Origin of the sequence: Methylobacterium litchii, assembly GCF_038442315.1 — a bacterium.
Lineage (GTDB): Bacteria > Pseudomonadota > Alphaproteobacteria > Rhizobiales > Beijerinckiaceae > Methylobacterium > Methylobacterium litchii.
Window position 1 is genome coordinate 371,059 of sequence record NZ_JBBXMY010000001.1, and the last position, 17,620, is coordinate 388,678.

Annotated in this window: 18 protein-coding genes; 4 read left to right on the forward strand and 14 right to left on the reverse strand. The window is 69.6% G+C overall.

What is annotated here, in order from left to right; all coding sequences use genetic code 11:
- Positions 1-84 precede the first annotated feature (84 nt).
- From AAHF99_RS01870 to AAHF99_RS01915, 10 genes are all read right to left on the reverse strand, one after another.
- A complete protein-coding gene (locus tag AAHF99_RS01870) occupies positions 85-1,380 on the reverse strand; it encodes a YeaH/YhbH family protein (RefSeq protein ID WP_342162410.1) in 1,296 nt (431 codons plus the stop codon).
- 97 nt (positions 1,381-1,477) lie between these two features.
- On the reverse strand, positions 1,478-3,430 hold the full coding sequence (locus AAHF99_RS01875; RefSeq protein ID WP_243959382.1) for a PrkA family serine protein kinase: 1,953 nt from the start codon (positions 3,428-3,430) through the stop codon (positions 1,478-1,480).
- Positions 3,431-3,659: 229 nt separating this feature from the next.
- Entirely contained in the window at positions 3,660-4,130 is a 471-nt protein-coding gene (locus AAHF99_RS01880) for an Ig-like domain-containing protein (RefSeq protein ID WP_412759831.1), read from the reverse strand.
- A gap of 83 nt (positions 4,131-4,213) precedes the next feature.
- Positions 4,214-4,633 (reverse strand): hypothetical protein, encoded by a 420-nt coding sequence (locus tag AAHF99_RS01885; protein ID WP_342162412.1) that lies wholly within the window; start codon positions 4,631-4,633, stop codon positions 4,214-4,216.
- 70 nt (positions 4,634-4,703) lie between these two features.
- Positions 4,704-5,195, reverse strand: a complete 492-nt coding sequence (locus tag AAHF99_RS01890) for a MerR family transcriptional regulator (protein WP_342162413.1) — start codon at positions 5,193-5,195, stop codon at positions 4,704-4,706.
- Positions 5,196-5,278: 83 nt separating this feature from the next.
- Positions 5,279-5,599: an integration host factor subunit alpha gene (locus AAHF99_RS01895; RefSeq protein WP_243959376.1), complete on the reverse strand. Its 321-nt coding sequence runs from the start codon at positions 5,597-5,599 to the stop codon at positions 5,279-5,281.
- A gap of 146 nt (positions 5,600-5,745) precedes the next feature.
- Positions 5,746-6,711: a beta-ketoacyl-ACP synthase III gene (locus tag AAHF99_RS01900; protein ID WP_342162414.1), complete on the reverse strand. Its 966-nt coding sequence runs from the start codon at positions 6,709-6,711 to the stop codon at positions 5,746-5,748.
- Between the two features lie 57 nt (positions 6,712-6,768).
- Positions 6,769-7,803, reverse strand: a complete 1,035-nt coding sequence (plsX, locus tag AAHF99_RS01905) for a phosphate acyltransferase PlsX (protein WP_342162415.1) — start codon at positions 7,801-7,803, stop codon at positions 6,769-6,771.
- Positions 7,804-7,923: 120 nt separating this feature from the next.
- Positions 7,924-8,442, reverse strand: a complete 519-nt coding sequence (locus AAHF99_RS01910; protein WP_342162416.1) for a YceD family protein — start codon at positions 8,440-8,442, stop codon at positions 7,924-7,926.
- Positions 8,439-9,002, reverse strand: a complete 564-nt coding sequence (locus tag AAHF99_RS01915) for a ubiquinol-cytochrome C chaperone family protein (RefSeq protein WP_342162417.1) — start codon at positions 9,000-9,002, stop codon at positions 8,439-8,441. The genes AAHF99_RS01910 and AAHF99_RS01915 overlap by 4 nt, the downstream gene beginning before the upstream one ends.
- 173 nt (positions 9,003-9,175) lie before the next feature.
- Here AAHF99_RS01915 and AAHF99_RS01920 point away from each other — a divergent pair, with 173 nt between their 5' ends.
- A complete protein-coding gene (locus AAHF99_RS01920; protein ID WP_342162418.1) occupies positions 9,176-9,673 on the forward strand; it encodes an outer membrane protein assembly factor BamE in 498 nt (165 codons plus the stop codon).
- Here AAHF99_RS01920 and AAHF99_RS01925 read toward each other — a convergent pair.
- From AAHF99_RS01925 to AAHF99_RS01935, 3 genes are all read right to left on the reverse strand, one after another.
- Positions 9,667-10,317: an HAD hydrolase-like protein gene (locus AAHF99_RS01925; protein ID WP_342162419.1), complete on the reverse strand. Its 651-nt coding sequence runs from the start codon at positions 10,315-10,317 to the stop codon at positions 9,667-9,669. The two genes, AAHF99_RS01920 and AAHF99_RS01925, sit on opposite strands and share 7 nt — an antisense overlap.
- Complete coding sequence (locus AAHF99_RS01930) at positions 10,314-12,224, reverse strand: PAS domain S-box protein (protein WP_412759818.1); 1,911 nt, start codon at positions 12,222-12,224, stop codon at positions 10,314-10,316. The genes AAHF99_RS01925 and AAHF99_RS01930 overlap by 4 nt, the downstream gene beginning before the upstream one ends.
- Before the next feature lie 142 nt (positions 12,225-12,366).
- Positions 12,367-13,458 carry an alkene reductase gene (locus tag AAHF99_RS01935; RefSeq protein ID WP_342162420.1) on the reverse strand — a complete coding sequence of 364 codons (1,092 nt, stop codon included), beginning with the start codon at positions 13,456-13,458 and terminating at the stop codon, positions 12,367-12,369.
- Between the two features lie 239 nt (positions 13,459-13,697).
- Between AAHF99_RS01935 and AAHF99_RS01940 the strand changes: the two genes are divergently transcribed.
- From AAHF99_RS01940 to AAHF99_RS01950, 3 genes are all read left to right on the forward strand, one after another.
- Positions 13,698-14,330 (forward strand): TetR/AcrR family transcriptional regulator, encoded by a 633-nt coding sequence (locus AAHF99_RS01940; protein WP_342162422.1) that lies wholly within the window; start codon positions 13,698-13,700, stop codon positions 14,328-14,330.
- An 83-nt stretch (positions 14,331-14,413) separates the two neighbouring features.
- A complete protein-coding gene (locus AAHF99_RS01945; RefSeq protein ID WP_342162423.1) occupies positions 14,414-14,782 on the forward strand; it encodes a TA system antitoxin ParD family protein in 369 nt (122 codons plus the stop codon).
- Between the two features lie 5 nt (positions 14,783-14,787).
- Positions 14,788-15,384, forward strand: a complete 597-nt coding sequence (locus AAHF99_RS01950) for a zeta toxin family protein (RefSeq protein ID WP_342162424.1) — start codon at positions 14,788-14,790, stop codon at positions 15,382-15,384.
- 40 nt (positions 15,385-15,424) lie between these two features.
- Here the strand turns inward: AAHF99_RS01950 and AAHF99_RS01955 are convergent, their stop codons facing one another.
- Complete coding sequence (locus tag AAHF99_RS01955; RefSeq protein ID WP_342162425.1) at positions 15,425-17,569, reverse strand: sodium-translocating pyrophosphatase; 2,145 nt, start codon at positions 17,567-17,569, stop codon at positions 15,425-15,427.
- Positions 17,570-17,620: the final 51 nt, after the last annotated feature.

The following is a 17,620-nucleotide window of genomic DNA, read 5'->3' on the forward strand; positions in this document are numbered from 1 at the left end:
CCCCCCCTGCTGCGCAGGGTACCCTCCCCCGCAGAGGGGGGAGGGGGAGTGGCGTGGCAGGACGGACGAGCCATGCCCATCGGCTCACGCCTCTGCCTTGTCCTTGCGGCCGAACAGCTCGCGGAACACGGGGTAGATCTCCCGGCGGTGGTTCACCTTGCGCATGGCGATGGGGCCGCCCGCCTTGGCGATGGCCTCGTAGGTCCGCCACAGGGTGGTGCGGTGCTCCACGAAACCGGCGCGGGGGCCGTTCTCGTCGCCCACCTCGAGATAGGCGAAATGCTGGCAGGCCGGCAGGATATCGGCCCGCAGCAGGTCCGTCGCGGTGGGGCCGTCGCTCGACACGTTGTCGCCGTCGGAGGCCTGGGCGGCGTAGATGTTCCAGTCGTTCGGATCGTAGCGCTCGGCGATGACGCGCTTCATCTCGATCAGCGCCGAGGAGACCAGCGTGCCGCCGGTCTCGCGGGAGCCGAAGAAGGTCTCCTCGTCCACCTCCGTCGCCCGGTCGGTGTGGCGGATGAAGACGATCTCCACGTGGCGGTAGCGCCGCGTGAGGAAGATGTGGAGCAGGATGTAGAACCTCTTGGCGAGGTCCTTCATGTGCTCGGTCATCGAGCCGGACACGTCCATCAGGCAGAACATCACCGCCTGCGCGATGGGGCGCGGATAGGGCTCGAAGCGCCGGAAACGCAGGTCGATGGGATCGACGTAAGGGATGCGCCTCGCCCGCTCTCGCAGCAGGGTGAGCGAGGCTTCGAGGTCGGCCCGCACCGGATCGCCCTCGTGCAGCGCCGCGATGCGGGTCTCCAGGGCCTCGACCTCCTCGGGCTTCGGCCGCTTCAGGGCGATGCGGCGCGACATCGAGTTGCGCAGCGTCCGCGTCAGGGCGAGGTTGGCGGGCGAGCCCGTCACCGTGTAGCCGGCCCGGCGCAGGCCCTCCGTCTCCACGATCGACAGGCGGCGCTTGGCGAGGTCCGGCAGTTCGAGGTCTTCGAGGAACAGTTCCAGGAACTCGTCCCGGGTGAGGACGAACTGGAAGGCGTCCTCGCTGTTCTCGCCGCCGTCGCCGCCCTCGCCGGAGCCGCCGCCGCTCCCGCCGCCGCCCGGCGGGCGGTCGATCGTATCGCCTTCGACGTAGGTCTTGTTGCCGGGCAGGATGTGGTCGTGCCGGCCGCTGCCGGGCTGGCGGCTGAAGCGCGGCTCGCGCACCCCGTCCGCCGGCACGGTGACGCGGCCGTCCTTGCCGAGGTTCTTGATGTCGTTCTCTCGGGCCGATTCACGCACCGCCCGCTGGGCCACGTCCTTCACGCGGCGCAGGAAGCGCTGACGGTTCGGGAGGCTCTTACCCCCCGGATTGAGGCGTCGGTCGACGATGTGCATCAGGTGCTCAAGCCCTCGCCCGCGTGTCCGGCCGGCTGGAAGTCTCGCCGGCCGATCGTCCGAAACTGTGGCGGCTGAGGGTGTTCGAACCCGCCCGTCAGCCCGCCTGCTTCACCCGCATGTACCATTCCACCAGACGGCGGACCTGCCGCTCGGTGTAGCCCCGCGACACCATCCGCTCGACGAACTCGCCGTGCTTCTTCTCGGTGTCGCCATCCTTCTTGGAACCGAAGGAGATGACCGGCAGAAGCTCCTCGACCTGGGAGAACATCCGCCGCTCGATCACCTCGCGCAGCTTCTCGTAGCTGGTCCAGCTCGGGTTGCGCCCGCCATGCTGCGCCCGCGAGCGCAGGGCGAACTTCACCACCTCGTTGCGGAAGTCCTTCGGGTTGGCGATGCCGGCCGGCTTCTCGATCTTGGTCAGCTCCTGGTTCAGGAGCTCCCGGTTCATGAGCTGGCCGGTCTCGGAATCCTTGAAGTCCTGATCCTCGATCCAGGCATCGGCGTAGTCGATGTAACGGTCGAACAGGTTCTGGCCGTAATCGTGGTACGATTCGAGATAGGCCTTCTGGATCTCGTGGCCGATGAACTCGGCGTAACGGGGCGCCAGTTCCGTCTTGATGAATTCGAGGTACTTCTTCTCGGTCTCCGGCGGGAGCTGTTCCCGGCGCAGCGACTGCTCCAGCACGTACATGAGGTGCACGGGGTCAGCGGACACCTCGGTCGTGTCGTGGTTGAAGGTCGCAGCCAGCACCTTGAAGGCGAAGCGGGTCGAGATCCCGTCCATGCCCTCGTCGACGCCGGCCGAGTCCTTGTACTCCTGCATGGAGCGGGCGCGGGGATCGACCTCGCGCAGGCTCTCGCCGTCATAGACCCGCATCTTGGAGAACAGATTCGAGTTCGCGTGGTCGCGCAGGCGCGACAGCACCGAGAACCGCGCCAGCATCTCCAGCGTGCCCGGCGCGCAGGCCGCGTCCGAGAGTTCGGAGCCGGAGATCAGCTTGTCGTAGATCTTCTGCTCCTCCGTCACCCGGAGGCAGTAGGGCACCTTGATAACGTAGATGCGGTCGATGAAGGCTTCGTTGTTCTTGTTGGTCTTGAAGGTCTGCCACTCGGCCTCGTTCGAGTGGGCGAGGATCACGCCCGTGAAGGGAATCGCGCCGATATTCTCGGTGCCGACATAGTTGCCCTCCTGCGTCGCGGTGAGCAGCGGGTGGAGCATCTTGATCGGCGCCTTGAACATCTCGACGAATTCGAGGACGCCCTGGTTCGCCCGGTTCAGGCCGCCGGAATAGGAATAGGCATCCGGGTCCGCCTGGGAGAGGGTTTCGAGGCGGCGGATGTCCACCTTGCCGACGAGGGACGAGATGTCCTGGTTGTTCTCGTCGCCCGGCTCGGTCTTGGCGATGCCGATCTGCCGCAGGCGCGACGGGCGCACCTTGATGACCTTGAACTGGGAGATGTCGCCGCCGAACTCGTCGAGGCGCTTCAGCGCCCAGGGGCTCATCAGGCCGGTGAGGCGGCGGCGCGGGACGCCGTAGCGGCGCTGGATCTCCTCGCCCATCACCTCCGGGTCGAACAGGCCAAGGGGGCTCTCGAAGACGGGGGAGACCTCGTTGCCGGCCTTCAGCACGTAGATCGGGTGGAACTCCATGAGCAGCTTCAGCCGCTCGGCGAGAGAGGACTTGCCGCCGCCCACCGGGCCGAGCAGGTAGAGGATCTGCTTGCGCTCCTCCAAGCCTTGCGCCGCGTGCCGGAAGAACGAGACGATCCGCTCGATCGTCTCCTCCATGCCGTAGAATTCGCGGAAGGCGGGGTAGGTGCGGATCGTCCGGTTCATGAAGATCCGGCCGAGGCGGGAATCCTTGGCCGTATCCACGAATTCCGGCTCGCCGATCGCCGCCAGAATGCGCTCCGCGGCGGAGGCATACATCAACGGTTCGTCGCGGCAGGCTTCGAGATACTCGGAGAGGCTCATCTCCGTGTCGCGGCGTGCTTCGTAGCCGCGGGCGAAGCTCTGGAAGAGGTCGTTCGTCGCTTGCATAGGCATTCGCGTCACTCTCTCAGACCGGGACAGCTTCATCCTGTCCCGGCTCGGATGCAACCGACAGGCCCGCCATTTGTCGCAGTGCGGCGACGACGCCGCAATCATGGTGATTGCGTGCAACACTCACGGAAACGAATTCCACACTCGTCAGACTACGGAGTGGTATTCTTCCAAGAGCCTTTGCTGTCGTCGCCGAAAAACGATGCATTGAGCGAATTCGACTGCCTGCGGCTTAGAGGTCGGTGCCTTCTTTCTTGGCATCGGTCGATGGTTTGGCGGCGGCGCCGCCGACGGTGATCTTGATCGTCTGGGTCTGGATCTGCCCGTCCGAAGTCTTGACCTCGAAGGTCACTTCGTCCTGGCCGCTATAGCCTGCATTGGCTTGGTAGAAGAGCGCCTGGACGGCGGCCTCCTTGTTCGGGCAGCGGTAGCTCGCGGGGGTCTTCAGCTTGCCGACCTTGGTGATCACCGAACCGTTCTTCGGCGCGCCGGACACCTTGAACTCCGGCATCGGGCCGGAGCTGCAATCCTTCTTGAGATTGGGCGCGATCTCCAGCCGCACCGTCTGGCCCGGCGCCACCGTCTTGGAGCGCGTCACCGTCGTCTGCGCGGCGGCGGGGGCCGCCAGCAACAGGACGCCGAACAGGGCCGGGAAGCAGCGGCCGGGGAGGGCGGTGGCGATCGTCACGGGGCAGGTCTCCATCGCGGGCAGTGGACCAGCCCGCCTGATGGGCATGTGGGAACGTCCACGGCGCGCGTCGAGGGGCTGGCGCCGACGAACCCGCCTCAGTCCTGAAGCGCCGCCGCGACGATGCCGGTCACGCGGGCGATCTGCGCGGGGGTGAACTCGCCGCTGAGGGTCGAGGCCAGCCGTTCCTCCACCCGCGCCCGCTCGCCGGCGTCGGCGATGGGGGAGGCGGGGATCTCGTCTTCCTTCAGGCGGCAGACCTTGCGGATCGTCTCGGCGGCCGTGAGCAGCTTCTGGCGGTCGGCGGGGCCCATCTCCCACAGGGGCGCGCGCAAGCGCGCGATCACCCGCCGCGCGTCACGGTATTTCGGATCGACGGCGGTCGCCGCCTCGACCTGACTGACCAGGGTGATCAGTTCGAGGATTTCGGAGGCCGCGTCCGGGCAGGCGCGGACGATCCGCAGGATGCGGGCCATCAACTCCTGACTGGGAGACAACTTCTGGTGAGGAGTGGCCATTCGGGCGACAACGCAAGTCCCCCGGTAAAGTTCGGCTCCTGCGACAACGCCCTGTCGGGCCTTGCATCCGCTACTCCGGCGGCTGGCGCAGCCCGTCGAGGATCGCCCGGCAGGCCCGCATTTCGTGGAGGGCGTCCTCCAGGGCGGCCTGATCCACGGAGGGGAGGGCGGCGCTCGCCGAATCGTAGGCGGCGTGGCCCTCGGTGCCGGATTCCAGATCCTGCAGCGGCGGCGGCGCGGCCATGGCCTCGCCCCGGCCGACCGCCTGGACGAAGCGGATGCCATTCTCCTTGATGATCCGCTGCGCGCCCTTGATCGTGTAGCGGCGCACATGGAGCAGGTTCTTGATGCCGGCGACGAGGTCGACATCCTCCGGCCGGTAGTAGCGCCGGCCGCCGGCCCGCTTCAGCGGACGGATCTGGCCGAAGCGCGTCTCCCAGAAGCGCAGGACGTGCTGGGGGACGTCCAGGTCCTGCGCCACCTCGCTGATCGTGCGGAAGGCGCCCGCGCTCTTCTCCCGCGCCTCGTTCGTGTCGTCGGTGGCGGCCAGCACTGGGGGCATCGTGATTCGACTGAGGCTATCGGGTGAGGGCGATCTTGCCGCCCTCGCGGGCAACGCTCAAGCCTCGATCGGAGGCCGCGTCCTCACTCGTCGTCGTCCTCACCCTCGCCGGTGAGGCCGTTGATGCGGGCCTTGAGGACGTTCGAGGGCTTGAACACCATGACCTGACGGGGCTCGATGGCCACCTCGACGCCGGTCTTGGGGTTGCGGCCGACCCGGCGGCCCTTGCTGCGCACCACGAAGGAGCCGAAGGAGGAAAGCTTCACCGTCTCGCCGTTGGCGAGGCAGGTGCAGATCTCGGAGAGGACGGTTTCGACCAGGGCGGCGGATTCGGTCCGCGACAGCCCGACCTGATGGTAGACGGCCTCGCTCAGGTCGGCACGCGTCACCGTCTTCCCCGCCATTCCTCGTCCCCTCGCCGGTTGGCCCCTGTCCCGACGCGGGCCTCCGGGCGGTCCTGCCGCCGGGCCCTGTGGGACGTATCTCTATGATCCGCCACGCTAATCCGCTGCGGCGGCCCGGTCAACCACGGGTTTTGCGCCCGGCTCTCCTACCAACGGAGGAGTGCCGCGCCCCAGCTGAAGCCGCCGCCGATCGCCTCGATCATCACGAGGTCGCCCGGCTTGATGCGGCCGTCCCGGACGGCCACGTCGAGGGCCAGCGGGATCGAGGCGGCGGAGGTGTTGCCGTGCCGGTCCACGGTCATCACGATCTTCTCGCGGGCGATGCCGAGCTTGTCGGCGGAGGCCTCGATGATCCGGCGGTTGGCTTGGTGCGGCACGAACCAATCGAGGTCGTCGGCGGTCACGCCCGCTTTCGCGAAGGCGTCCACGATCACGTCCGTCACCTGCCCCACGGCAAAGCGGAACACGTCCTTGCCCTCCATGCGGAGATGGCCGACCGCGCCGGTCGAGCCGGGGCCGCCATCGACGTAAAGCTTGTCCCGGTGGCGCCCGTCCGAGCGCAGGGCGGAGGAGAGCACCCCGCGCTCGCCGCCCTCGCGGGCTTCCAGCACCACGGCCCCGGCGCCGTCGCCGAACAGGACGCAGGTGGTGCGGTCCTCCCAATCGACGATCCGCGAGAAGGTCTCGGCGCCGATCACCAGGGCGCGTTGGGCCGCCCCGGTGACGAGGAACTTGTCGGCGGTGGTGACGCCGAACACGAAGCCGGCGCAGACCGCCTGCAGGTCGAAGGCCGCGCCCTGGCCGATGCCCAGGGCCGCCTGGATCTCGGTGGCCGTCGCGGGGAAGGTGTGGTCCGGCGTCGAGGTCGCGCAGATCACGAGGTCGATGGAGTCGGGGCCGAGCCCGGCCGCGTCGAGGGCGGCCTGGGCGGCGCGGGTGCCCAGCGTCACGGTGGTCTCGTGCGGAGCGGCGATGTGGCGCTGACGGATGCCGGTCCGCTGGACGATCCACTCGTCGGAGGTCTCGACCCGCTCGGCGAGCATGGCGTTTGTGACCGCCCGCTCGGGCAGGCAGGAGCCTGTGCCGAGGACGACGGAACGCAGGGCTGACATCGTGTGGTCCTTTCCGGCAGGCCCGTCGTGCGGCCCGCCCGTCTCCTCAAGCGGCGCTCAGGCCGGGGCCAGGGCCGGCGTCTGGTCGAGCATCTCGCGGATGGTGCGGATCATGTCGTGGCGGGCCATGTCGTGGGCGAGGTCCACGGCGGAGGCGAAGCCGGCGGCGTTCTCGGAGCCGTGGCTCTTCACGACGATGCCTTCGAGGCCGAGGAACACGCCGCCATTGGCGCGGCTCGGGTTCATCTTGTCCCTCAGCGCCCGGAAGGCGTGGCGGGCGAAGAAGGCGCCGATCTTGGCCGAGAGGGTGCGGGTCATGGCCGAGCGGAGATAGGAGCCGATCTGCTTGGCCGTGCCCTCGGCGGTCTTCAGGGCGATGTTGCCGGTGAAGCCCTCGGTGACGACCACGTCCACCGTGCCCTTGCCGAGGTCCGTGCCCTCCACGAAGCCATGATAGGTCAGGCCCGCCGCCTCCATCTCGCGCAGCATCCGGGCGGCTTCCTTCACCGCCTCGTTGCCCTTCATCTCCTCGGTGCCGACGTTGAGCAGGCCGACCGTCGGCCGGTCGAGGTCGAACACGATGCGGGCCATGGCCGAGCCCATCACCGCCATCTCCACCAGATGCTCGGCATCGGTGCCGATGGTGGCGCCGACATCGAGCACGACGCTCTCGCCGCGCACGGTCGGCCACAGGCAGGCGATGGCCGGGCGCTCGATGCCCGACATGGTCTTCAGGCAGATCTTCGACATCGCCATCAGTGCGCCGGTGTTGCCGGCCGAGACGCAGGCATCGGCCTGCCCGTCGCGCACCGCCTGCACCGCCTGCCACATGGAGGACTTGCCGCGCCCCTGGCGCACGGCCTGGCTCGGCTTGTCGTCCATGGCGATGGAGACGGTGGTGTGGCGGATCTCGACGCAATCCTTCAGCCGTGGCTCGGCGGCCACCAGCGGCGCGAGGATCGCCTCGTCGCCGAACATCAGGAAGGTCATGCCGGGGTGGCGCTCGCGGGCGAGGGCGGCGCCGGGCACCACCGTCGCGGGGCCGTGGTCGCCACCCATGGCGTCGAGCGAGATGCGGACGCGGTCGGACATTGGATCTAGGTTCGCGGCCTCGGCGGGGAGGGATCCGGCGGGGCACCACCGGGCGCGGCGGACCATAGCGATGCCCGCCGCATGGGCAAACGAATTCGGCGCCGGGTCGGGTTCCGCCGCTCAGGTCCCTTCTTCGCGAAGCCGGCGAAGGACATCGAACGGGCTGCTCTCCGGCCCGCTCGCCACCGGCTCGAAATCCACCCCGGGCTTGCGCGGATAGGGATCGAGGCCGAGCGCCAGGAATTCGGCGGTGAGCGCGCCGAGGTCGATGCGGCCGTTCACGATCGGGTCCGGCGGCTCGGGGGCGCCCTCGGGCGGGCCCTCCTCCGGCTCCTCCGGCGGCGGGGCGTCGCTGTACACCACCTCCACCGGCTCGCGCACGGCCGTCTCGAAGGGCTCCAGCGTCACGGTGCAGACCTGCGTCACGACCGCCTCCACCGTGCCGGTGACGGTGAGCCGGCTCACCGTTCCGGTCAGAGCGAAGCGGCCGACGAGGTCGCGCAAAGCCGGGATGCCGAAATCGCGGGCCAGCACGGCGCATTCCTCCTCGGTCGCCTCGACGGAGACCTCGGCCCGGCCGCGCGGCAGGCGGCCGACCTCGATGGGGCGGGAGAGGGGCTGGCGGGGCGTGGCACTCATGCCGGGTTGTCCGTGACAGTAGCGGGGCGCGCGGAGGCGGCCGGTTCCGGGAAGGGCGGCCCTGCTTGGAGCAGGGATTCGAAATCGACGGCCGCGAGCGCGGCCTCGGCGGCGCGGACATAGGCGGCAAGCCCCGCCGGATCGGAGTCGGGGCCGAGGATGTTGCGGGCGAGCGCGGTGCGGAGACCCGCCTCGTCCGGAGCCGCAAGGGCGGCATCGTAGCTGCGCGCCCGCCCGTAGAAGGCGGAGGCGATCTTCTTCATGCGCTTGCTCACGCCCACGTCGCTGACGCCGAGTTCGCGGACATTGGCATCGAGGTTCGCGAACACCGCGTCCACAAGCTCCTGCGCGAAGTCGGCGGCGGGGGGCGGCAGCCGGTCGAGCCGGCGCAGCACGAGGTAGACGTGCAGGCACAGGGCCTCGAACCGCCCCTCCACCGTGTCCGGCACGGCGAGGTCGGTATAGAGGCCGGGCTGCCGTGCGGCAGCCACGATGGCCCCGTGCAGGGCCTCCACGGGGCGCCGGCGCGCGGCGCCGCGCCGGAAGAACCGGGCGATCACCGGGAGGAGCCCGCGTGCGGGGGAACGAGATGGCCACGGCGGTGTGGCCAAGCTTGCCTTGTCAAAGCCATGACCACGCGGTAGGCCAACCGACGCCCGGGGCGCAAGCGCCGCCGCACATCGTGCGGCCGGTCCGCTGCGTCCTGGCGGTCAACGGAATGCTTGGGGGGCCGATGCGGCGCCGTCTCGTCTCGTCTTTCGCGCGCCTTGCCCTGCTCGGCCTCGTCGGCGCAGGTCTGTCCGGCTGTATCGGCGAGGAATTGCGCCACGGCTATCAGGTCGATCAGGCCGCCCTCGCCACGGTGAAGCCGGGCATGGGGCCGGAGCAGGTGCTCCAGATCCTCGGCACGCCCTCCACCGTGTCCACGGTCGGCAACAAGTCCTGGTACTACATCTCCCAGAACACCAGCCGCACGGTGATGTTCCTGGGCGAGCAGGTGCAGGACCAGAAGGTCATCGCCGTCTACTTCACGCCGGGCTTCAAGGTGGAGCGCGTGTCGCTCTACGGCCTGCAGGACGGCAAGGTGTTCGACTTCATCGACCGCACGACGCCGACCAGCGGCCAGGATCGGGCCTTCATCAGCCAGCTCTTCCGCGGCCTCACCCGCTACGAGCCCTTCGGCTCGGGCTCCGGCGCCAGCATCGTGCCGGGCGCGAACCGGGGTCAGTAGGCCCCGCCGACCGCCGCGACCACCTCGCCCGGTTCCCGGAAGAGGTGGTCCGGCGCGAGCGCCGCGAGCGCCTGCGGGTCGGTGTAGCCCCAGGCCACCGCCCCGAAGGCGCAGCCCATCGCCCGCGCGGCCTCTGCGTCGCGGACCTCGTCTCCGATGCAGAGCACCCGCCCCGGCGGCAGCCGCGCGGCCTTCACCAGCCGGCGCAGGCGCCGGGCCTTGCCGAAGATCGAGGCGCCGCAGGACCACGCGCCGATCCGCGCTGCATCCTCCGGCCCCAGCACCCGCCGCACCACGTCCTCGCGATTCGAGGAGAGGATCGCGAGCCCCGCGCCCGTCGCGGAGAGTCCCGCCAGCATGGACGGGATGCCGGGGAACGGGCGCAGCTGCGCGACGTCCCGCGCGGCGAGCCCGTGCATGTGCCGGGCGATGAGGGGCACCTTCCAGCGCGGGATGCCGAGATGGCGCAGGATCTCCCGCGCGCCGAGACGGCGCATGGCCTCGGCATCGTGCGCCTCCACCCGGCGGAAGCGGTAGCGGTCGGCGACGCCGTTCAGGACCCCGCAGAACCAGCCGAAACTGTCGATGAGCGTTCCATCGACATCGAGCACCACGAGGCCGTAGGAGCCGGCGCGGGCCGTCAATGGCGCAGGTTCGCCACCGGCACGTCGAGGCGCATCACCAGCCCGCCCGGCGCCCAATCGTGTTCGAGCAACCCGTCGAGTTGCCCGGCGATGCTGCGCTCGGCCAACACCGTGCCAAAGCCTTTTCGTGATGGCGGCGCGGCGACGGCGGGGCCGCCGCTCTCGGCCCAGGTGAGGGTGTAGCGCCCGTCCGCACTGCAGCCGGTGAGGGCGACCTGCCCCCCGGCCCGCGAGAGGCCGCCATACTTCACCGCGTTGGTGGCCTGCTCATGCATGATGAGGGCGAGCGCCGTGGCGGTGCGCTCGCCGATCTCCACGTCGTCGCCGCTGATCGCCACCCGCTCGCGGCCCCCCTCGACATAGGCCGCCATCAGCAGCCGCATCAGGCCGAGCACAGTCTGGCCCGCCACGGCGGGGGCGCTGTCGGGGGAATGCGGGCGGACGTATTCGTGGGCGCGGGCCAGCGCCCCCAGCCGCTCGCGGAACGCCGCCGCGAAGGGCTTCGAGGCCGGATCGCTGCGTGCGGTGAGGGCGGCGAGGCCGCCGACCACGGCGAAGATGTTCTTGATCCGGTGGGACAATTCCCGGATCAGCAGGTCGCGCGCCTCCTCCGAGCGCTTCGCCTCGCGCAGGTCGCGGGTGACGGTGGCGAAACCCGCCACCGCGCCCGAGGCGTCGCGCACGGTGAAGATCGTGGAGCGCACGGCGATGCTCTCGCCGGTCGTAAAATGCCGGAAAGCGAGTTCGCCCTCCCACCAGCCTTGGCGGTGCACCGCCGGCATCACCGTGTCGGCGAGCGCCAGCCGGCTCTCGGCGGTAAAGAAATCGGGGATCGTCAGGGTGCGGGCGGCGGCGAGGTCGGGCAGGCCCACCAGCGCCAAAGCCGCCTCGTTGAGGTGATCGACCCGGCCGTTCTCGCCCGCGAGGCCGATGAAGTCCTTCGAGGCCGCGACGATGGCCGCGAGCCGGACCGCCTCGCCCTCGGCGCGCTTCAGGTCGTCGATGTCGGTGCAGGTGCCGAACCAGCGCTCGATCCGGCCCTCCGCGTCGCGGATCGGCATGGCGCGGCCGAGGGTCCAGCGGTAGACGCCGCTGTGGTGGCGCAGGCGGTACTCGATCTCGTAGGGCTCGCCGGTCTCCAGGGAGTGGCGCCAGCGCGTCCAGGCCCTCTCCTGGTCGTCAGGGTGGAACATGTCGTTCCAGCCCTCGCCGTCCGTCGAGCCGTAGCGCACGCCAGTGAACTCGTACCAGCGGTCGTTGTAATAGTCGTGGAACCCGTCTGGCAGGGTCGTCCAGACCATCTGCGGCATGGACGCGGTCATCACCCGGAAGCGGCGCTCGGTGGCGGCCAGCTCCGCCTCGCGCTTGGCGACGAGGGCGAGGGCGCGGCGATGTTCGAACAGGGTCGAGACCTGCCGCGCTAGCGCGGCGAGGGTCGCGGTCTGGCCGGGGGTGAGGCCTTCCGGGCGCGTCTTGTAATCCAGCACGCAGAGGGCGCCGAGGAACACACCGTTCCGGCCGGGGATGCCCGCGCCGGCATAGAAGCGGTACCCGTCCTCGGTGACGAGGGGGCTGGCGGCGGTCCTGGGGTCGGCGGTGAGATCGGGGATCGTCAACTCGCCGCCCGCCGCCAGGGTGTGGACGCAGATCGTCCGGTCGAGGCCGAGTTCGCTCAGGCCGAGGCCGATCTCAGCCTTGAACCATTGCCGGTCCGAATCGAGCAAGCTCACCAGCGCGACGGGCGCGCCGCAGACATGGGCCGCCACGGAGGCGAGGTCGTCGTAGGCGCGCTCGGAGGGGGTGTCGAGGATGCCGAGTTCGTCAAGCTCCGCCGCCCGGTCCGCGGCGTCCCGGCGGGATTCGGACATGTCGGGGAGGGCGCATGCGCCGGGCATCGGCTTGGTCATGGTGTGCCCGACACTTAGTCGCCCGCAACGGCCATGCCTAGGGCACGTCACGGAAAAGTGGAAACAGCCGGTTCCGAATCATCGTGCGGCTGCAAGGGCCTGGGCATGCCGGCCCGGTTCGGGCCGGCATGCGGAAGAGTGCTCAGGCGGCCTTCTGCTCGGCGAGCGTCGGGTAGTCGGTGTAACCCTCCGGCCCCTGCGAGTACCACGTCTGGGCGTTGTCCTCGGTGAGCGGGGCACCCTTGGCGAACCGCTCCGGCAGGTCCGGGTTGGCGATGAAGGTGCGGCCGTAGGCGATGGCGTCGGCTTCGTTCCGGTCCAGGGTCTCCTGGCCGCTCTTGGCGTCGTAATCCGCGTTCAGGATCAGCGGCGCCCGGAACACCTTGCGCATCGCCGGGGCGATCGGCGGATGGTCGGCCTTGCCGAAGGTGCCCTCGTAGCCCGGCTCGCGCATCTCGAGGAAGGCGATGCCGATCTCGTCCAGCGCCTTGGCGGCGGAGACGAAGAGCGGCTCGGGGTTCGAATCGTTCGTCCCCTGGATCGCGCCGTTCGGCGAGAGGCGCACGCCCGTGCGCTCGGCGCCCGCGACCTTCACCACGGCCTGGGTCACCTCGCGGAGCAGGCGGACGCGGTTCTCGATGGAGCCGCCGTACTCGTCGGTGCGCAGGTTGGTGCCGTCACGCAGGAATTCGTCGATCAGGTAGCCGTTGGCGGCGTGGATCTGCACGCCGTCGAACCCGGCGGCCAGGGCGTTGGCGGTCGCCTTCTCGTAATCCGCGAGGAGACGCGGGATCTCGGAGACCTCCAGGGCACGGGCCTGGGAATAGGGCTTCTTGCCCTCGTAGGTGTGGGCCTGGTCCGGCGCGGTGGTGGCCGAGGACGAGACCGGGGGCTTGCCGCCGAGGAAGTCCGAATGGACCATCCGGCCCATGTGCCAGATCTGGCAGACGATCTTGCCGCCGTGGTCGTGGACGGCCTTCACCACGGGACGCCACGCATCGACCTGCGCATCGGACCAGATGCCGGGCGCGAAGGGCCAGCCGAGGCCTTCCTGCGAGATGCCGGTGGCCTCCGTGAGGATCAGCCCGGCGCCCGCGCGCTGCGTGTAGTACTGCGCCATGAGCGGCGTCGGCACGTGCTCGCGGGTGGAGCGGCCACGGGTGAGGGGGGCCATGAAGATCCGGTTCTTGGCCTCGATGGCGCCGATACGGATCGGATCGAACAAGGACGGCATGCTGACTCGTTTCTTCGGGTTGGACGTGGCTCGGAGGACGAGATGGCGCGCCACCCCGGACGTGCCAGGGCAATGGGCAACGAAGCGCACCCGCGGGCGGGGGATGGCTCGCCGTCTCGCCGGCAATCGATTATTGTAGCGGCTGCTACGGATGCTATATCTGTAATGGCCGCTACAGGTCGTCAAGGCGGTGGGGCGGTTCCGGCCGCAGGATGTGCGGCACGGCACGTGGGGAGGAGATGAGCGCGATCATGCCGGCCCGGGGCAAGGGGCGTCCCCGCAGCTTCGACCGGGACAAGGCCCTGCAGAAGGCCTTGGAGGTCTTCTGGACCCGTGGCTACGGCTCGTCGACGGTGGCTGAGCTCTGCGCGGCGATCGGGATCAACCCGCCGAGCCTCTACGCGGCGTTCGGCAACAAGGATGCGCTCTTCCTCGAAGCGCTCCAGCATTACGAGACGACGTACTGGGCCATCCCGTGGCAGGCCCTCGCGGACGAGGCGGACCTGCGCCGGGGGATGGAGCGCTTCCTGTTCGCAGCGGCGGCGATCCTGTCCTCGCGCGACGTGCCGTGCGGCTGCCTCGTGGTGCAGAATTCCGGCAGCGTGTCACCGGATTCCGACGAGGTGCGCGACGCCCTCCGGCTGCTGCGGGAGGCGAGCAAGGCGGGCTTCCACCAACGGCTCGACCGCGCCCGCGCCGAGGGCGACCTGCCGCCAGACGCGGATATCGACGCCCTGGCGGCGACCTTCGCCGCCGTCCTTCAGGGCATGTCGGCCCAGGCGCGGGACGGCGCCCCGCGCGAGGATCTGGAGCGCATCGCCAGGGCGTCCCTGGCGATGCTGCCTCTACCCGTTGAGTCGCAGCGACACTGAAACTTTAAGTGGCACTCTGCCACCCGCTTTGGCTCCTAGCCGTCAGACGCGTTATCCTGCCGCTCTCGGAGGGAATCGCCGTCATGCCCAACAGGTCGTCCACCCGTGGCGCGGGGCAGGCGCTCGCGTCCGTGAAGCTCTCGCGGCCCTTGGTCGATCTGGCGCGCCTCGAAGCGGCGACGTTCTCCCGCTCCATCGGTGGCCAGATCGAGCATTGGGCGCGGCTCGGCCGGGCGCTCGAAGAGCAGGCCAGTTTCAATGCCGCCCGCGCCCGGACCGCCCTCACGGGGTCACGGGAGGAGCGCAACCGGTACGATGCGCTCGATGCCGCCATGCGCGCGGCCGACCCGGATGAGGCGGCGGCCATGGCCGAACTCGGCCGATCACCCGGCGCCGCCGGCTATGACGAGGACGGCAAGCTGGTCGTCGTCGGCGCCGACCGGCAGCGCTGACGTCCGTGCCGACGCTCCATGTCGTCGCCGGGCCCAACGGAGCCGGGAAGACGACGTTCTACACCCTTCGCCTGAAACGCCTCGTCCCCGACGCCGAGTTCGTGAATGCGGACGATCTGGCCCTGGCTGCGTTCGGCCATGTCGCCCGCACCGCCACCGAGTCGGCCCGGGGCCAGGATCTCGCCGAGGCGCGTCGGCGGACGCTGATGCAGGCCGGCGCCGACCTCGTGATGGAATCGACCTTCTCTCATCCCTCGAAGGTCGCGCTGGTCCGGGACGCAAAGGCGCTCGGCTACGAAGTGGTCGTCTACCACGTGAACGTGCGCGATCCGGACCTGTCGGTCCTTCGCGTCGCGCACCGGGTCGGGCGGGGCGGCCATCCTGTCCCGGAGGAGAAGATCCGCCAACGCTATGCGCGCAACCAGCCCCTGATCCGCGACGCCGCGCGGCTCGCGGACCGGACCTACGTCTTCGACAATTCCGGTCTCGGCAAACCCTATGAGGCGGTGCTGATCCTCGCGGGCGTCAAGCCGGTCTTCGTGCACGAAAGCCTGCCGGCCTGGGTCAGCGCCCTCTACGCGGACGAACTCGCCGCGCGTTAGCCGCCGGGCAGGATGAACCGCCCGGCGGATCGTCAAAACATCACGCGTGCGCCAGCACCGCCAGCAGGAGCAGGGCGATGATGTTGGTGATCTTGATCGCCGGGTTCACGGCGGGGCCGGCGGTGTCCTTGTAGGGGTCGCCGACCGTATCGCCCGTCACGGCGGCCTTGTGGGCCTCGGAGCCCTTGCCGCCGTGGTGGCCGTCCTCGATGTACTTCTTGGCGTTGTCCCAGGCGCCGCCGCCCGAGGTCATCGAGATCGCGACGTAGAGCCCGGTGATGATCACGCCGAGCAGCATCGCGCCGACCGTTGCGAAGGCCTGGCTCTTGCCCGCGATCGGCTGGATCACGAAGAACAGCACGATCGGCGACAGCACCGGCAGGAGCGAGGGGACGATCATCTCCTTGATCGCCGCGCGGGTCAGCATGTCGACCGCCCGGCCGTAATCCGGCCGGTCGATGCCCTGCATGATGCCGGGCTTCTCCCGGAACTGGCGGCGGACCTCCTCCACCACCGCCGAGGCGGCGCGGCCGACTGCGGTCATGGCGATGCCCGCGAACAGGAACGGGATCAGCCCGCCGAGCAGCAGCCCGACCACGACGTAGGGGTTCGAGAGGGAGAAATCGACGCTCACCCCCTGGAAGAACCGGTACTGCGTCGGGCTCGCGTTCGCGATGAAGTAGTTCAGGTCCGAGGTGTAGGCCGCGAACAGCACCAGCGCCCCGAGCCCGGCCGAGCCGATGGCGTAGCCCTTCGTCACGGCCTTGGTGGTGTTGCCCACCGCGTCCAGCGCATCGGTGGACTTGCGCACGTCCGAGGGCAGACCCGCCATCTCGGCAATGCCGCCCGCGTTGTCCGTCACCGGGCCGAAGGCGTCCAGAGCCACGATGAACCCGGCGAGCGCCAGCATGGCCGTGACCGCGATGGCGATGCCGAACAGGCCGGCGAGCGCGTAGGTGCCGATGATGCCGGCCACGATCACGATGGCCGGCAGCGCCGTCGATTCCAGCGAGATCGCCAGACCCTGGATCACGTTGGTGCCGTGGCCGGTGACGGAGGCGTCGGCGATGGACTTCACCGGCCGGAAGTTCGTGCCGGTGTAGTACTCGGTGATGACCACGATCAGCGCCGTGATGGCGAGGCCGATCACCGCGCAGCCGAGCAGCCCGCCCGCCGTGAAGGTGACGCCGGTGGAGGTGGTGAAGGCGGTCGAGAACCCGCCGAACATGGCGTAGGTCACGGCGGCGATGGCGACGATGGAGAGCGCGCCCGCGGTGATCAGCCCCTTGTACAGGGCGCCCATGATCGATTGGTTGGCGCCGAGCCGCACCGCATAGGTGCCGGCGATGGAGGTGACGATGCAGGCCGCGCCGATGGCGAGCGGGTAAAGCATCATCGGCTCCAGCACCGCCCGGCCGCTGCCGGTGGGGCCGGAGAAGAAGATCGCCGCCAGCACCATCGTGGCGACCACCGTCACCGCGTAGGTCTCGAACAAGTCGGCGGCCATGCCGGCGCAATCACCCACGTTGTCGCCGACGTTGTCCGCGATGGTGGCGGGGTTGCGCGGATCGTCCTCCGGGATCCCGGCTTCGACCTTGCCGACGAGATCGCCGCCGACATCCGCGCCCTTGGTGAAGATGCCCCCGCCGAGGCGGGCGAAGATCGAGATCAGCGAGGCGCCGAAGCCCAAAGCCACCAGCGCGTCGATCACCTCGCGACTCGACGGGTCGAGCCCGGCGCCGCGGGTCAGCACGAGGTAGTAGAGGGCGACGCCGAGCAGCGCGAGGCCCGCGACCAGCATCCCCGTGACGGCGCCCGACTTGAACGCCACGTCGAGGCCAGCGCCCAGCGAGAAGGACGAGGCCTGCGCCGTGCGCACGTTCGCCCGCACCGAGACGTTCATGCCGATGAAGCCGGCCGCGCCCGAGAGGACGGCGCCGATCAGGAAGCCGATGGCGACCTTGAGCCCGAGGAACGCGGCGAGCGCCACGAACAGCACGATCCCGACGAGGCCGATGGTGAGGTACTGGCGCTTGAGATAGGCCTGCGCGCCCTCGGCGATCGCCCCCGCGATCTCCTGCATGCGCTGCGTGCCCGCGTCGCGTTTCATCACGTCGGTGATCGTGACGATGCCGTAGGCGATGGCGCAGAGCCCGCCTACGATAATCAGAATCAGGGGAAGCATTCGACCGTCCTTGGGTTTCTGGTGCCTGGCTGGGGCTTGTCGTTGACGAGC

Excerpts from the sequence above, each read along its gene's own strand:
- AAHF99_RS01870 (WP_342162410.1), bottom strand. The coding sequence starts at position 1,380 with ATGCACATCGTCGACCGACGCCTCAATCCGGGGGGTAAGAGCCTCCCG.
- AAHF99_RS01875 (WP_243959382.1), bottom strand. The coding sequence starts at position 3,430 with ATGCCTATGCAAGCGACGAACGACCTCTTCCAGAGCTTCGCCCGCGGC.
- AAHF99_RS01880 (WP_412759831.1), bottom strand. The coding sequence starts at position 4,130 with ATGGAGACCTGCCCCGTGACGATCGCCACCGCCCTCCCCGGCCGCTGC.
- AAHF99_RS01885 (WP_342162412.1), bottom strand. The coding sequence starts at position 4,633 with ATGGCCACTCCTCACCAGAAGTTGTCTCCCAGTCAGGAGTTGATGGCC.
- AAHF99_RS01890 (WP_342162413.1), bottom strand. The coding sequence starts at position 5,195 with ATGCCCCCAGTGCTGGCCGCCACCGACGACACGAACGAGGCGCGGGAG.
- AAHF99_RS01895 (WP_243959376.1), bottom strand. The coding sequence starts at position 5,599 with ATGGCGGGGAAGACGGTGACGCGTGCCGACCTGAGCGAGGCCGTCTAC.
- AAHF99_RS01900 (WP_342162414.1), bottom strand. The coding sequence starts at position 6,711 with ATGTCAGCCCTGCGTTCCGTCGTCCTCGGCACAGGCTCCTGCCTGCCC.
- plsX (WP_342162415.1), bottom strand. The coding sequence starts at position 7,803 with ATGTCCGACCGCGTCCGCATCTCGCTCGACGCCATGGGTGGCGACCAC.
- AAHF99_RS01910 (WP_342162416.1), bottom strand. The coding sequence starts at position 8,442 with ATGAGTGCCACGCCCCGCCAGCCCCTCTCCCGCCCCATCGAGGTCGGC.
- AAHF99_RS01920 (WP_342162418.1), top strand. The coding sequence starts at position 9,176 with ATGCGGCGCCGTCTCGTCTCGTCTTTCGCGCGCCTTGCCCTGCTCGGC.
- AAHF99_RS01930 (WP_412759818.1), bottom strand. The coding sequence starts at position 12,224 with ATGACCAAGCCGATGCCCGGCGCATGCGCCCTCCCCGACATGTCCGAA.
- AAHF99_RS01935 (WP_342162420.1), bottom strand. The coding sequence starts at position 13,458 with ATGCCGTCCTTGTTCGATCCGATCCGTATCGGCGCCATCGAGGCCAAG.
- AAHF99_RS01940 (WP_342162422.1), top strand. The coding sequence starts at position 13,698 with ATGAGCGCGATCATGCCGGCCCGGGGCAAGGGGCGTCCCCGCAGCTTC.
- AAHF99_RS01945 (WP_342162423.1), top strand. The coding sequence starts at position 14,414 with ATGCCCAACAGGTCGTCCACCCGTGGCGCGGGGCAGGCGCTCGCGTCC.
- AAHF99_RS01955 (WP_342162425.1), bottom strand. The coding sequence starts at position 17,569 with ATGCTTCCCCTGATTCTGATTATCGTAGGCGGGCTCTGCGCCATCGCC.